At 64.0% G+C, this 13,346-nt stretch carries 11 protein-coding genes; 4 read left to right on the forward strand and 7 right to left on the reverse strand.

Annotation, left to right across the window (positions count from 1 at the left end; translation table 11 throughout):
- Positions 1-140 precede the first annotated feature (140 nt).
- From BM193_RS09930 to BM193_RS09940, 3 genes are all read right to left on the reverse strand, one after another.
- Positions 141-1,298, reverse strand: a complete 1,158-nt coding sequence (locus BM193_RS09930) for a sensor histidine kinase (RefSeq protein ID WP_092797578.1) — start codon at positions 1,296-1,298, stop codon at positions 141-143.
- Between the two features lie 67 nt (positions 1,299-1,365).
- Positions 1,366-2,238 carry a hypothetical protein gene (locus BM193_RS09935; protein ID WP_139176103.1) on the reverse strand — a complete coding sequence of 291 codons (873 nt, stop codon included), beginning with the start codon at positions 2,236-2,238 and terminating at the stop codon, positions 1,366-1,368.
- A 99-nt stretch (positions 2,239-2,337) separates the two neighbouring features.
- Positions 2,338-4,548, reverse strand: coding sequence for a TonB-dependent receptor (locus BM193_RS09940; RefSeq protein ID WP_092797580.1), 2,211 nt, complete (start codon positions 4,546-4,548; stop codon positions 2,338-2,340).
- A 232-nt stretch (positions 4,549-4,780) separates the two neighbouring features.
- Between BM193_RS09940 and BM193_RS09945 the strand changes: the two genes are divergently transcribed.
- Complete coding sequence (locus BM193_RS09945) at positions 4,781-5,458, forward strand: hypothetical protein (protein WP_092832301.1); 678 nt, start codon at positions 4,781-4,783, stop codon at positions 5,456-5,458.
- 278 nt (positions 5,459-5,736) lie between these two features.
- Here the strand turns inward: BM193_RS09945 and BM193_RS09950 are convergent, their stop codons facing one another.
- Genes BM193_RS09950 through BM193_RS09960 form a run of 3 tightly spaced genes read right to left on the reverse strand, consistent with a single transcriptional unit; the run spans position 5,737 to position 8,041 of the window.
- Positions 5,737-6,291: a hypothetical protein gene (locus BM193_RS09950; protein WP_092797582.1), complete on the reverse strand. Its 555-nt coding sequence runs from the start codon at positions 6,289-6,291 to the stop codon at positions 5,737-5,739.
- Position 6,292: 1 nt separating this feature from the next.
- A complete protein-coding gene (locus BM193_RS09955) occupies positions 6,293-7,495 on the reverse strand; it encodes a hypothetical protein (protein ID WP_139176104.1) in 1,203 nt (400 codons plus the stop codon).
- Positions 7,496-8,041 carry a hypothetical protein gene (locus tag BM193_RS09960; RefSeq protein WP_092797584.1) on the reverse strand — a complete coding sequence of 182 codons (546 nt, stop codon included), beginning with the start codon at positions 8,039-8,041 and terminating at the stop codon, positions 7,496-7,498.
- A 465-nt stretch (positions 8,042-8,506) separates the two neighbouring features.
- Here BM193_RS09960 and BM193_RS09965 point away from each other — a divergent pair, with 465 nt between their 5' ends.
- Positions 8,507-9,460 (forward strand): 2-hydroxyacid dehydrogenase, encoded by a 954-nt coding sequence (locus tag BM193_RS09965; protein WP_092797585.1) that lies wholly within the window; start codon positions 8,507-8,509, stop codon positions 9,458-9,460.
- Between the two features lie 45 nt (positions 9,461-9,505).
- Complete coding sequence (locus BM193_RS09970) at positions 9,506-10,696, forward strand: low temperature requirement protein A (protein ID WP_092797586.1); 1,191 nt, start codon at positions 9,506-9,508, stop codon at positions 10,694-10,696.
- Here the strand turns inward: BM193_RS09970 and BM193_RS09975 are convergent.
- On the reverse strand, positions 10,693-11,595 hold the full coding sequence (locus BM193_RS09975; protein WP_092797587.1) for a LysR family transcriptional regulator: 903 nt from the start codon (positions 11,593-11,595) through the stop codon (positions 10,693-10,695). The genes BM193_RS09970 and BM193_RS09975 overlap by 4 nt on opposite strands.
- Before the next feature lie 63 nt (positions 11,596-11,658).
- On the opposite strand from BM193_RS09975, the gene BM193_RS09980 reads away from it, so the two are divergent.
- Positions 11,659-13,176, forward strand: a complete 1,518-nt coding sequence (locus tag BM193_RS09980; RefSeq protein WP_092797588.1) for an MFS transporter — start codon at positions 11,659-11,661, stop codon at positions 13,174-13,176.
- The last annotated feature ends 170 nt before the right edge of the window (positions 13,177-13,346 follow it).

A 13,346-nucleotide genomic window follows, 5' to 3' on the forward strand; every position in this document is an offset into this window, starting at 1 on the left:
TGTGATTTCCCCTTGAGCCTGGATACGACTATAGCTCAGCAGAAATCGTGCCAATGCCCGCGCCAATGCGTGCGCGCGAAATTATGTAAAAAATGACCACTTTTGTGGCGTAAATCCGTCATCCGCACCGTATTGGTGCGTTACGTGCCACTCTTGGGAACGTCGCCGGGCTGCACGAAGGGCCGGCAATCGACGGGGATGTCGAAGATGAAGCTGGTGCCCGTTTCCGGGGAACTGTCGACGGCGATGCTGCCGCCGTGGCTTTCCGCCACGTTTTGCACGTAGGGCAGGCCGATGCCCCAGCCCGGCGCGGGACCGAGGTTTTCGCGCCGCAGGTATTCGAAGATGCGGGCGCTCTGGTCCGGCGAGATGGCGCGCCCGCCGTTGTGCACGGTAATGATCAGGCGCTCATGCGTGGCTTCCACGGCCACGCTGATGGGCTCGTCATCGCCATACTTAATGGCATTGCCCAGCAGGTTTTCCAGCGCCCGGCGCAGCGAATTCTCGCACCACCAGCCCGTGACGGACTGTCCGCTGACGATGCACTTGCCCGGATGCTGCAGGTTGACCTGGCTGGCCACGGCCTGTGCCAGCGGCAGGATGTCAAACTGGCGCAAGGACAGGGGCAGCTGCTGGCCCCGGTGGTAGCTGAGCGTGTCGAGCAATTCCTCGATCATGCTGTCGAGCCGCTTGCCGTGTTCGGCGATCTTTTGCGCCAGCGCGGCCACCTTGTCCGGGGCCGTCTGCCGCTGCAGCAACTGCGCGCTGGTGCAGATGACGGCCAGCGGGTTGCGCATGTCGTGCGACAGGCCGGCCGCGATGCGGCGCCGGAAGCCTTCATGCATGGTGGTAAATTCGCGGATCGATTCGCGGATGCCCATGTCGATCGATTCATTGATGATGCGCCAATCCTTGCTGCGCAAGGTGATGTGCGATTCATGCGCGACGGCGGCGAAGCAGTCGCGGAAGATCTGGTATTCCTGGATCACCTGTTCCGGACCGTAATTGGTCATGCGCGCCCGTTCATTGCCATGCACGGCGGGCACGTTGCTGTCGCTGGTGGCGTTCTCGCGCGGATGGCCGGGCGTCAGCGCCTCGGCCAGGTTGTCGAAGAAGGCGGGCAGGGTATTGATGAGGATGGGGGTGAGCAGCTGGTCCGCCCCCCGCACGCTGGCGCGCACCTGCTGTTCCCAGGCCGTCAGTACCGCGTCGCGCATGGCGAAGAGGCGCTGCGCGCGCGCCAGCGGAGGGTGGGCGCGCGCCTGGTGATCTGCGTGATGATCCGTGCCAAGTTTCACCTGAGTTCCTTGCAGCAATGGCTATGCTTTCGATAGTATGCGCCAAAACCGCCACGGGCGACATGCTTTATTGCCCGGTTTTTTCCAGCCGCAGCGCCGACTCCAGGCGGACAAGCGCCGTTGACCAGTCGTTCAGGGAAAAGTTCTGCGGGTCGTCATGACCATTCGCAAAGCCCGTATCGAGCACGGCGTGGAAGGCGGGGATCAGCCACGTGCCCTTGCGCACGCTGGCGGCGATGTACAGCAGGGCCAGCCGGTCATATTGCGCCGGCGTAAAGCCGGGATCGGGCGCCAGGCCATCGTTGCCCTTGCCGCCACCGGGCACGGAGTGGCGCGGCTGCACCAGTTCCACGTGCAGGAACAGGCCCGTCAAGGATGGCTTGTCCTTCTCCAGCTTGCTGGCATAGCCGGCCGTGCCAAAGTCGCGCACCAGCAAGGAATCGCCCAGGCGGTTCACGTAGACGTGGCCTTTCGGCCCGCCGCCCAGCGCGGGATTGCGCAGGCTAAAGTCGTTGAAGTCCCAGCTGGCATCGTTGATGTGGGCGGGGATGGGTTCTGCCAGGAAATTCGGGTAGCTGGTGTCGTGGATGACGAAATAGCGGGCCACGGGCGCCACCAGGCGGCCGACGGCGCGCGACAGGGGCGCGTCGACGGCGCCGCCCACGTCCGCCTCGCCGATGCCCTGTTGCGCCAGGTAGGCGCGCAAGGCGGCCGGGGCGATGGCCGTGCGCTGGCCGACGCGGCTGTCAAGAAAAGGGGGCAGCGGCGCGCTGGCGCCCAGGCGCGCATAGCGCTGCACGGGCCGCAGCAGGCAGGTGGCTTGCGCCCGCGCATCGCCGTGGAAGCCGCTTTTCCAGGCGGCGTAGGGACAGGCCGCCTGTTGTTGGGCGGCGGCGGGCAGCGGCATGGCGAGCAAAAGGAGCAGGGCGGGCAATCTCATGCGGGCATTGTCGCCCAAGCTTGCGTTCCGGCACAGGCGCGCACGCAAAAAAAAAGCTGCCCGAAAGCAGCTTTTCGCCGGGACCAGGCAGCTGGCCCGTTAAAACGCCACGCTGCCCGAGACGACGAAGGTGCGCGGCGCGGCCAGCACCAGGCTGCCAGAGTCGAACGAGGACACGGCCGAGGCCCAGTAGCTGCGGTCGGCAATGTTGTCGATGCGCGCGCGCAAGGTCACGTCGCGACCCGCCAGCTGCGTCAGGTAGCGCGCGCCGATGTCGACGCGGGTCCACGATGGCAGCCGCTTGGTGTTGGCCAGGTCCGCGTATTGCGTCGAGGTGTAGACGGTGCGCGCGTTCAGGGACAGGCCGGGCGCGCCCGGCACGTCCCATTCGCCGCCCACGCTGGCCTGCATTTTCGGCGCGCCGATGGCCTGCTTGCCGTTATTGAGCGGCTTGTCCGTATTGCGCTGTTCCGTATCGAGCCACGTCAGGCCGCCCAGCAGGCGCACGCCCGCCACCGGCGCGCCGAAGGCGGACAGCTCCAGGCCCTGGTTGCGCTGCTCGCCCGACAGCGTGGCGCGCGTGCCGACGATGGCCGGCAAGGGCTTGGCGGTGGAGAACAGGGCGGCGCTCATGCCCAGCTTGCCGGCGTCGTACTTGATGCCGATTTCCTTTTGCCTGGATTTATACGGTGCAAAGACTTCGCCATGGTTGCTCACCAGCTGGTCCGACGTGCCGTCGAAATAGGTGCCGCTGGCCACCGGCCCCTTGACCAGCGCCTCGATGTAGTTGGCGTACAGCGAGACTTGCTTGCTGGCCTTGTAGACGATGCCGGCCACGGGCGTGGTGGCGCTCTTGTCGTAGGTGGGGCCGGACTGCACGGCCGTGCCATAGGCATAGCCCGTGTCCTTGATCTGCTGGTGGCGCGCGCCCACCGTCAACAGCACACTGTCGTCGAGGAAGGCCATGGTGTCGGCCACGGCAAAGCTGCTGAGGATGGTGCGCTGCGTGAGGCGTGGATCGCTCATCACGCCGCCCGAGTTCGCTGCCAGGGTGGGCGGCATGGCCACATCGACGGGGTGGTAGATATTCGTCGCCAAGCCCGCGTAATCGCTGATCGCATACGCATTCTTCGCCTCGTTCCAGTGGCCGGACCAGCTGGCCACCAGCGTATGGCGCACGGCGCCCGTGCTGAGCTTGCCACGAATGCCCAGTTCGCCAGTGCGGATTTCCTGCTTGCGGCCGTTGTCGAAACGGTACACGCTGGCATCACCATTGCTTGGCGTCAATGCCGGTTCGGCCAGGCTGTTCGATTCCTTGGTCGAGCGGCTGCCAAACGCGGCCCAGGCCACCACATCCCTGGCCAGGTCGATTTCGGCGCGCGCCGTGCCAAAGACGTCGTGCTCTTTCGAGTAGCTCCAGGGCTGGGCGAAATTCTTCGAGGCATCCGGCGCGCCAGGCAGGGTGGCCACGCGGCCGATATTGACGGAGGGACGGGGCGCCGTCAGGTCGAGATTCTGGTAGCCGGCGTCGGCCGACAAACGGTAGCCGCGGCCGCGGTAGTCTAGGCCGACGGAAAACATGCCCACGTCGTGGTCTTCGCGGGCGATGCTGGTCTCGCCCTGGCGCTTGGCGGCGTTCACGCGTACGCCAAATTCCTGGTGCTCGCCGAAACGGCGCGCCACGTCGATGGCCGCATACGCATGGCCGCCCGATTCCACGCCCACCGTCAGCTCCGTCAGCGGGGTGTTGCCGGCGCGCTTGGGCATCAGGTTGATGGCGCCGCCGATGCCGCTGCCGCCCGGTGCCGCGCCATTCAGGAAGGCGCTGGCGCCACGCAAGACTTCCACGCGTTCCAGCAGTTCCGGCGACACATATTGACGGGGCAGCACGCCGTACAGGCCGTTGTACGCCACGTCATCGGAGTCGAGCGCGAAACCACGGATGACATACACCTCCTGGAAATTGCCATAGCCGCGCGACATGCGCACGGCCGCATCGCTTTGCAGCAAGTCGCCCACGCTGCGTGCCTGCTGGTCGGCAATGAATTGCTGCGTGTAACTGGTGCTGCCGAATGGCGTGTCCATCATGTCCACGGCGCCGAGGATGCCCATGCGTCCGCCGCGCGCCACCTGGCCGCCAGCATACGCCTTGGACAAGCCTTCCGCCGAGGCGTCGGCCGAGGCGCTCACGACGACGGTCGGCATGGTTTGCGCGTCGCCCGGTGCTGCGGTTTGGGCGTGGGCGGCGGCGCTGGCCAGCAGGAAGGCGGCCAGGGCGAACGGAGTAGGGACGAGGCGGAAGGTGCGCATGGAGTTATCTGGATATTAATGAGAATGATTATCATTATATTCCAGTGCGGCGCGGCGCGTGGGAAAGTGTGTGAAAGCGATGAAAAAGGCATCATTGGCACAACATCCGGCGGGCCAGGCACTGGAATCTGGCGAAAAAAGGCGCGCCACGCGATACCTTGTGGATTTATTAATGCCTATTGTCAAGTTTCGCTAAAATAAGTCATCGCGCCCGGCGCCCACAGGAAACCGCATGCCATTGCACCACCATCGACAGTCCGCGTCCCTGCGCATGCGCATGCGGCAGGGCTTGAGCCTGAAAGGCGCGGCCGTCGCGCTGATCCTTGCCATGCACGCGCTGGGGCTGTATTTCCTCCTGCTGCCGGCGCGGCAGCTCAAGCAATATACGGAAGTGGCCTTCATGACCCTGCTGCCGCCCCGGCCCACGCCGCCAGCGCCGCCGATGGCCATGCCGCTACCCATGCCGGTGCCCGTGCCGCGCGCGCGAACCGCCGTGCCGCCGGCCACCGTCGCGCCACCCGCCGTGGCGGCCGAAGCCATCACCGTGCCCGCCGAGGAATCGCCTGCCGCGCCCCCGAACGCGCCAGCCGGCCCCGACCTGCGCACGCGCGCCCGGCTGGCGGCGGGCGCAGCCGACAAGGCCTTGCGCGCAGAACTCCAGCAAGACAAGCCGTGGCTGGCCGCGGCCGACCTCAGAAGCGACAGCGCGTTCCAGAGACAGGTCGCCTCCGCCTGGCGCGGCGGCCCCATCCTCCGCATGGAGGACTACCTGACAGCCGACGGCCGCCCCGTCACGCGCATCGTCAGCGCCGGCGGCGCCATGTGCTATGGCATGGCTGAAAATCCTGGCGCCGGCGCCGACCCGGCCAGAACGGGCGGCAAGGTCAAACGCGTGCCTTGCCCGCACTAATAGACTACCCCGGCGGATGAATACATCCGCTGCTGGCGCCCCTCAGAAGCGGTGACTGCGTGGACCGGCGTCGCGTAGCTTGCCACGCGTCCTCCTCACGCTGTGTCCGCACTCCTGATGCACTGCCGGCAGAAGACGTTGCCTACTGGGGTAGGCGCTATCTACTGCATGCATAGCGGACAGGAGTAGGCCTGTACCCGGTGGCCATCAGAAATGCCGTTGAGGCGGCGAAGTCAAGATATTCACCGACCTCAACATTTCTTTACTTGGGCGTCTCTTTACATGGTCATGTTCGGCGGGCATATTCCCAACGGTATCCCAATACGTCCCGTAGTCGTGACACATTCTGGGAACTTCTCCTTCGTCGTGAGGGCAGCAGGCTGGTCGCTGCAAATCTGCAGCGTGACATTGTCCGGTCCTGCGATCCACAGGAAGGTGTAGGCAAAAGAAGTATCGCGCAATTTCCCCGTGTACAGCCGCTGCCCGCCAGGTGCAGGCCTGCCTGTCCAATCGGCGACCTCCGTCAGGTTCTCGAACGCCGGCAGATTGCCCATCATGTCGCCGGCAAGCGTGCGCAAATCGTCCGCGGGTTTCACGCTATTCCAGACCACGCCAGCTTGACTTGAACATGGACGGCCAAGCGCAGCGGCGATCTGTTGGGCTGCATGGGCTTTCAGCTGCATCTGATCGGGCTGCTTCTGATACTGCAGTTGCGGAAACGTCGCCGAGGCCATGGCCGGCTGTAGCGCCAAGCCCGGCCAGCTGAGCGCAAGGGCGAGCCCCAGGCGCCACGCGCTCGCGCGGGAAACATGTCGATATTGTAAGACAGGCATTTTATTTCCCCTCTTGCAGGGCGGTGGACGAGGGCAGGGTGTACCCAAGCGGAAATATCCAGATCGCCCTGTAGCCAATGGCGACCGGGCTGTCGAAGCGCTGGCTCAGGGTGGTTCCCGCATTGCTGATGGAAACCACCCGGATCGCCCCGTATTTTTCCGCTCCCTCCATTTTCTTTTGCAGTGCATCGATATGCATTTGCATGTCCTGTACCCTCTTGTTGAGCGCTACGGTTTCAGCCGTGGCCGTGGCCGTGGCGGTTGGGGGGACGTCCGCCTTGGTGTCGCCTGGCGTGCTGGCCCCTGTTGCGGTAGCGACAGACGCTTCCTTGCCTGGCGCAGTGGCTTGTGCTTCGGGCACGGGCAAGGCCAGCGACGCCGCAGCGCCCAATGCTGATGTCCGGCCAGTGTTATAGAAATAATTAATTTCCCGCGCGTAATAGACGGAGGTGACTATGCCTATTTTGGGAATGAGCGCGGCAGTGTCGCTGGGCAGCTTCAGGTTGTTGAACAGATGGCGAAGCACCGGATTGCTGGCGGCGCATACAGGTTCTTGGTCATCTTTCCAACAAAATTCCGCGAGTTTATTCCATGCCTCGAGCGCAGGGACTTCCTCGTATTCGGCGCTTGGTATGCTGATGGCCATGACCAATTCGCCGCTTCTGGATGCGCCGAATAGGGCACGAAACAGATTCAGCGGAAAAGCGGCGGCGAAATCGGATTCCCGGATTTCGGACACGTTAAAGCCGGGGAAGGCGACGGGCCGCAATGCTGTCGTCGTGGACGGCGCCTCGAATATATTACCGCTGGGCTTGTCGCTGAAGGTAAGGGGAAGATTCAGGCGACTCTTGGTATCGTTCACGATGGCCTGCTGCACCGCCGCACGGCCCAGATACATGGTGCGCCGTTTCCAATGGTTGGCGTCTCTGTCTTCCTGCAGGGCAGATTCTCCGGCCAGATAGATGTCGCCAAGATGTACCTGGCGTGGCAGGAAAACGGGGTCGATATTGAATGCCCTCAAGGTAGTGGACCAGCGGTCGGCAACGAAGCCCGGATCGATCTTCTGCGGGGTGCTGCATCCCGTAAATAACGTACTCACACCAAGACACCACAGGGCAACTATCGACGCTTTTCTCACGCTTAGTTTCTGAAGAAAATAATGCATATATCCTCGCAAAATTTGCCGGCTGGGTGAATGGTTCATTTAATCCCATTGAATGCTTCCTTGAAGTAATGTGGTTTCAGTTGCAGTATTAAAGTCCACAACGATGATGGCTGACTGGTTCCTGTTCAAGGGCGGATCGTCTAATATTAACGAAAATATTCCATCCTTTATTTTTATATCTTTGGTGGAAATATATTTCTCACCCTGCAAGATCCAAACGGTTCTCGCGTTCCACTCAGTGGGCGTCAATTCATAACCGCCGGTTAATTTGGGTTTCATTAATGCAAAGCCGAGGAAAATCATGCGCTGCGCATTTGCTGATGGCCGGCTTGAGACATGGATTTGGCCGGTAACTGGATCGATACGCGTGTCCATGACATCGAAGACGAAGTTCCGGTCCAAGGCGGTTGCAACTAACTGAACCGTACCGGCGTTATCCGAAACTAGGCTGGTCGGTGCAGACCGCAGCGTCGCGATGTCGACACCATATGAGGGATAGCTTCTCTCCGTGCTACCACCGCACGCGACAAGTAGCGCGAGAGCGAATGCGCCGGTAGAAATCTGCGCCAGAATAGGTTTTTTCATTGATGGGGTCGAATCAATCGGGAACGATGTCATTCATGGTTAATCAAAATCCAGCTTGCCTTCCGTGAATATTAATTGCATGGAATTTTACATGGCAATGTAAATGACTCCTGATTCCCATGTTCGCATTGAGTAATCGTCGGATATTGATTTTTATCAAAGTTATCACTTTTTTACGGAAATGGTTTGGGGTGGTTATTTTAAATAATATTTATTTTATTTCTCGTTCGTATATCTTGTTAATTAAAATTTTCTTATTTGCGACATACGAGTTTCACACTTGCATCCGGACGCTGGCCCTATGCAGATCGGCACGCGGCAGGCAATCGCCGCGACTGGAAAAAGTTTGTTTTTGCCATGGAACTGGCAAAAATACGTGGCCGTGGGCGGCAAGATCCGCTCCGCCACGGCATCAAATATGCTAAGTTGCGTCTGCAAATCTTGCCGACACCAACCCGGACGCCCATGCCACCCGAACTCCTCATCCTCGCCCCCAGTCCCTCGGCTGCCGTCAACGCGCAGCTGGAGCAGCAATACAACTGCCATCACGCCTGGCAAGTGCCGGCGGATGACCGCCATGCCTGGCTGGCCGAGCGAGCGCCGGCCATCCGCGCCGTCGTCACGACGGGCGCGCTGGGCTTGAACGCCTCTGATATGGCCTTGCTGCCGGCGCTCGAAATCATCGCCGTCAATGGCGTCGGCCTCGATGGCGTGGCGCTCGACGTGGCGCGCGAGCGCGGCATCGCCGTCACCACCACGCCGAACGTCCTGACGGATGACGTGGCCGACCTCGCGCTGGGCCTGCTGCTGGCCAGTGCGCGGCACATCGCCGCACTCGACCGTTTCGTGCGCGACGGCGGCTGGGAGCGCCGCGAAGCCATCGCCCCCGCGTCCAGCCTGCGCGGCAAGACGGCCGGCATCTTCGGCTTCGGCCAGATCGGGCAAGCCATCGCGCTGCGCCTGGCCGCCTTTGGCATCCACGTGCGCTACTTCCAGCCGCGCGCCATCGCCGGCACCGACGTGCCGCGCGCGGCGTCCTTGCTGGCCCTGGCGCAGGAAAGCGATTATCTGATCGTCTGTGCGCCTGGCACGCCCGCCACGCGCAAGATTGTCGACCGCACCATCCTTGATGCGCTCGGTCCGCAAGGCACCCTGATCAATATCGCCCGCGGCGCCCTCATCGACGAGGAGGCCCTGATCGCCGCCTTGCAGGATGGCCACCTGGGCGCGGCCGGCCTCGACGTGTTTGCCGACGAACCGCGCGTGCCGGCCGCCCTGTGCGCCATGCCGAACGTGGTGCTGACGCCGCACGTGGGCAGCCTGACCGTGGAAACGCGCCACGCGATGGGCCAGCTGGTGGTCGATAACCTGGCCGCCCACTTCGCCGGCTTGCCCTTATTGACACCAGTAAGCGTATAAGCCCGGAATGCACCGTTTTAATCAAGCATGAATGAAAGAGTAGCTATGGAATTAAGTAAATCGCTGTTGCGCAAGCGCGGCGGACAGGACAGCGGCAAGGTGGGCATGATCGAGCTGTTCTTCGACCTGGTCTTCGTGTTTGCCGTGACGCAGCTGTCGCACGGCTTGCTGGGGCACCTGAGCGCCATGGGCTGGCTGCAGACGGGCTTGCTGCTGATGGCCGTCTGGTGGGTGTGGATCTTTACCTCGTGGATCACCAACTGGCTCGATCCGGAACGCATCCCCGTGCGCATCAGCCTGTTTGCGCTGATGCTGGGCGGCCTGATCATGTCGGCCTCGATTCCCGAAGCCTTCGGCACGCGGGGCCTGGCGTTCGCCGGCGCCTACGTGGCCATGCAAGTGTGCCGCCCCCTGTTTGCCTGGTGGGCCGTGCGCCATGAAGCGGTATCGCGCCAGCGCAATTTCCAGCGCATCGCCCTGTGGGCCGTGCTGTCCGGCATCTTCTGGATCGCCGGCGGCCTGGCCGACCCCGCCCAGCGCCTCTTCTGGTGGGCCGCCGCCTTGCTGATCGACCTGGCGGGCCCGTGGCTGCAGTTCGGCTTGCCTGGCCTGGGCCGTTCCTCGACGGCGGACTGGGATGTCGATGGCGGCCACATGGCCGAGCGCTGCGCGCTGTTCGTCATCATCGCCCTGGGCGAGTCCCTGCTGGTGACGGGCGCCACGTTCGCGGGTCTGGAATGGACGGCCGGCAACTGGCTGGGCTTCCTGTCGGCCCTGGTCGGCAGCATCGCCATGTGGTGGATCTATTTTGACACGGGCGCCGAAGCGGGCCACCACCGCATCGCCCACTCGAAGGATCCGGGGCGCATCGCGCGCAAGGCGTACACCTACATTCACGTGCTGATCGTCGGCGGCGTGATCGTTTCCGCCGTGGCCGATGAACTGGCCCTCGTGCATCCGGACGAGGCGAGCTTCGCCGGCATCAGCGCCTTGCTGGGCGGTCCGATCCTGTATCTGCTGGGCAATGCGCTGTTTAAATGGGTCAGCAGCGACCGTGCCGCGCCGCCCCTGTCGCACCTGCTGGGCATCTTGATCATCCTGGCGCTGATCCCCATGGCGTATGGCCGCCTGTATGCACCGCTGACCCTGGCCTGCATCACCAGCTGCGTGCTGGTACTGGTGGCCGTGTGGGAACATATGGCCCTGCGCCGTCCGGCGCCTGAACTGGACCCTTAATCTGCCGGCAATGCCGCCGCGCGCAGCTGGGCAATAAACGCGCGCGCGGCGGGCGCCTGTTCGTGGCGGCGGAAGGCCGCCGCGATTTCCGAGCGGATCGGCGGCCCGGCCAGTTCGCGAAATAGCACGCCAGGCAATTGCACGCTGGCCATGACGGAATGGGGCACGATGGCGCAGCCCACGCCCAGCGACACTTCCGTCAAGACGGCCACCAGGCCGCCCGGCCGCGACACCACCTGCGCCGCAAAGCCGCCGCGCCGGCTCACTTCCACCGTTCCCCATTCCTGTTCCGGCACGATGAATGCCTGCTGCGCCAGCGCGGACGCGTGCACGGCCTCCAGCCGGGCCAGCGGGCTGCCGGCGTGCACGGCCAGCACGAAGCGGTCGCGCAGCATCACGACGCTGGCGATGCCTTCCGGATAATGCAGGGGCGGACGCACGAAAGCCAGGTCGACGCGGCCCTGGTCCAGCAAGTCCGGCAAGGTCTCCATCGGGTATTCGCGCGCGCTGATGTGGATGCCGGGGTGGCTGGCGCGAAAGCGGGCAAACTGGCCCTGCAGCACGCCGGCATAGGCGGCCGAGGCGACATAGCCGATCTCCAGGCGTCCCAGCTCGCCGCGCCCGGCCCGCCGCGCCACTTCCTGCGCCTGCGCCAGCTGGGCCAGCGCGCGCGCCGCTTCCAGCACGAACAGTTCGCCGGCCGCCGTCAGGGCCACGGCGCGCTTGCTGCGCTGGAACAGCCGCGTACCGAGCAGGCTTTCCGTTTCCTGCACCTGCTTGGTCAGCGCGGGCGGCGAAATGCCCAGCTCGACGGCGGCGCGCGCGAAGTGCAGGCTGTGCGCGACGGCCAGCACGCAGCGGAAATGCCGCAGCTCCAGGGATTTTTCTGTATTCACCATGAGTGAATTATAAGGCGCCCATCTTATAACAGGAAGTAACGTCAACCTGCTTACAATCGGCGCATGAAGAATACCAACTGGACCTTATATACGTGTTCGGGCGTGTGCGCCCTGATCATGCTCGACACCAACGTCGTGGCCGTTTCCTTGCCCTCGATCGCCCGCAGCCTGAACGCCAGCTTCGTCGACGTGGAATGGGTGGTCAGCGCCTACATGCTGGCCTTCGCCTCATTTCTGTTGCCTGCCGGCAGCATCGCCGACCGCCTGGGCCGCCGCACGGTGATGCTGCATGGCCTGGCCGTGTTCGCGCTGGCCTCGCTGTTGTGCGGCCTGGCCTGGACGCCGTTCGTGCTCAACGTGGCGCGCGCCGTCAAGGGCCTGGGCGCGGCGCTGCTGCTGACGTCCGCGCTGGCCGTCATCGGCCACACGTTTCACGCGGAAAAGGACAGGGCGCGCGCCTGGTCCGTGTGGGGCGCGGCGATGGGCGTGGCCATGACGGTGGCGCCGCTGCTGGGCGGCCTGGTCACGAGCGCCATCAACTGGCGCTGGATTTTCTATCTGAACCTGCCCGTCGTGGGCCTGTTGATGCTGCTGGTCAAGCGCCATGTGGAGGAGTCGAAGGATGCCTCGAACGCCAGTTTCGACCCGCTCGGCGCCGCGCTGTTCTCCGCTGGCCTGTTCTGCATCATCTGGGGCCTGATCGACGCCAGCGTGGCGGGCTGGGCCAGCCACGCCACCATGCTGCGCTTTGCGGCGGGCGCGGCGCTGTTGTGCGTCTTTGTCGTGGTGGAACGGCGCCAGCGCGCGCCGATGGTGGATTTGTCGCTGTTCGGCCGCCGCGTGTTCGTCGGCGCCGTGCTGGGCATGTTCGGCTACGCCATCGCCGCGCAAGTCATGATGACGTTCCTGCCCCTGTATCTGCAGAACGGCTTCGGCTTTTCCGCCGTGCTGGCCGGCTGCGCCATGCTGCCGTTTGCCGTCGCCATGGTGGTGTTTTCCCGGCTCGCGCCGCGCGCCATGCGGGTGCTGGACGACCGCGGCATATTGGTGACGGGCTTGCTGATCGTCGCCGCCGGCAACGTGGCCACGGCCCTGGCCGCCGCCAGCCTGCAGTATGGCTGGGTGGCGGCCGGCATGGTCGTCACGGGGGCGGGCGCCGGATTGCTGAACGGCACGACGCAAAAGGCCATCCTCGCCTGCATCCCCCGCGAACGCACGGGCATGGGCTCCGGCATCAGCACCACCACGCGCTTTGTCGGTATCGTGCTGGCCGTGGGCGCGCTGGGCGCCGTGCTGGCCCTGCGCACGGCCGCATCGTTCGACAAGCTGGCGTGGCTGCACGGCTTGAAGGCCTCGCCCGAGATGATCGGGCGCATCGTCGCCGGCAACGCGGCCGAGGCCTTCGGCCAGCTGCCGCCGGCCCTGCAGGCCGTGGCGCAGGAAGCGGCCCGCCACGCCTTCATCGACGGCTTTGCCAGCGTGCTGTACCTGGCGGGCGGCCTGGCGGCCGTGGTGGCGGCGCTGGTGTTCGTGCTGGCCAGGCCGACGATAACCGTGCTGAAGCGGCCGGAAAAAGTGTAACTGTTCAGCAATATTCAGGTGCGCGGCCTCTGCTTGTAATATGATGCCATCAAGAAATACATGGCAATCATATAACACGATCAATCAAGAGCGCCGAACAGAAGCTTAGCGAGCGGCAGTGAGTTGTGGCTGAGAAGCGGAGCTGTGCGAAGCACGGGGCCGCCGAGGCA

Source organism: Janthinobacterium sp. 344 (assembly GCF_900112025.1).
Taxonomy (GTDB): Bacteria; Pseudomonadota; Gammaproteobacteria; order Burkholderiales; family Burkholderiaceae_D; genus Janthinobacterium.

Excerpts from the sequence above, each read along its gene's own strand:
- BM193_RS09935 (WP_139176103.1), bottom strand. The coding sequence starts at position 2,238 with ATGAGATTGCCCGCCCTGCTCCTTTTGCTCGCCATGCCGCTGCCCGCC.
- BM193_RS09940 (WP_092797580.1), bottom strand. The coding sequence starts at position 4,548 with ATGCGCACCTTCCGCCTCGTCCCTACTCCGTTCGCCCTGGCCGCCTTC.
- BM193_RS09945 (WP_092832301.1), top strand. The coding sequence starts at position 4,781 with ATGCCATTGCACCACCATCGACAGTCCGCGTCCCTGCGCATGCGCATG.
- BM193_RS09950 (WP_092797582.1), bottom strand. The coding sequence starts at position 6,291 with ATGCCTGTCTTACAATATCGACATGTTTCCCGCGCGAGCGCGTGGCGC.
- BM193_RS09955 (WP_139176104.1), bottom strand. The coding sequence starts at position 7,495 with ATGAACCATTCACCCAGCCGGCAAATTTTGCGAGGATATATGCATTAT.
- BM193_RS09960 (WP_092797584.1), bottom strand. The coding sequence starts at position 8,041 with ATGAAAAAACCTATTCTGGCGCAGATTTCTACCGGCGCATTCGCTCTC.
- BM193_RS09965 (WP_092797585.1), top strand. The coding sequence starts at position 8,507 with ATGCCACCCGAACTCCTCATCCTCGCCCCCAGTCCCTCGGCTGCCGTC.
- BM193_RS09970 (WP_092797586.1), top strand. The coding sequence starts at position 9,506 with ATGGAATTAAGTAAATCGCTGTTGCGCAAGCGCGGCGGACAGGACAGC.
- BM193_RS09975 (WP_092797587.1), bottom strand. The coding sequence starts at position 11,595 with ATGGTGAATACAGAAAAATCCCTGGAGCTGCGGCATTTCCGCTGCGTG.
- BM193_RS09980 (WP_092797588.1), top strand. The coding sequence starts at position 11,659 with ATGAAGAATACCAACTGGACCTTATATACGTGTTCGGGCGTGTGCGCC.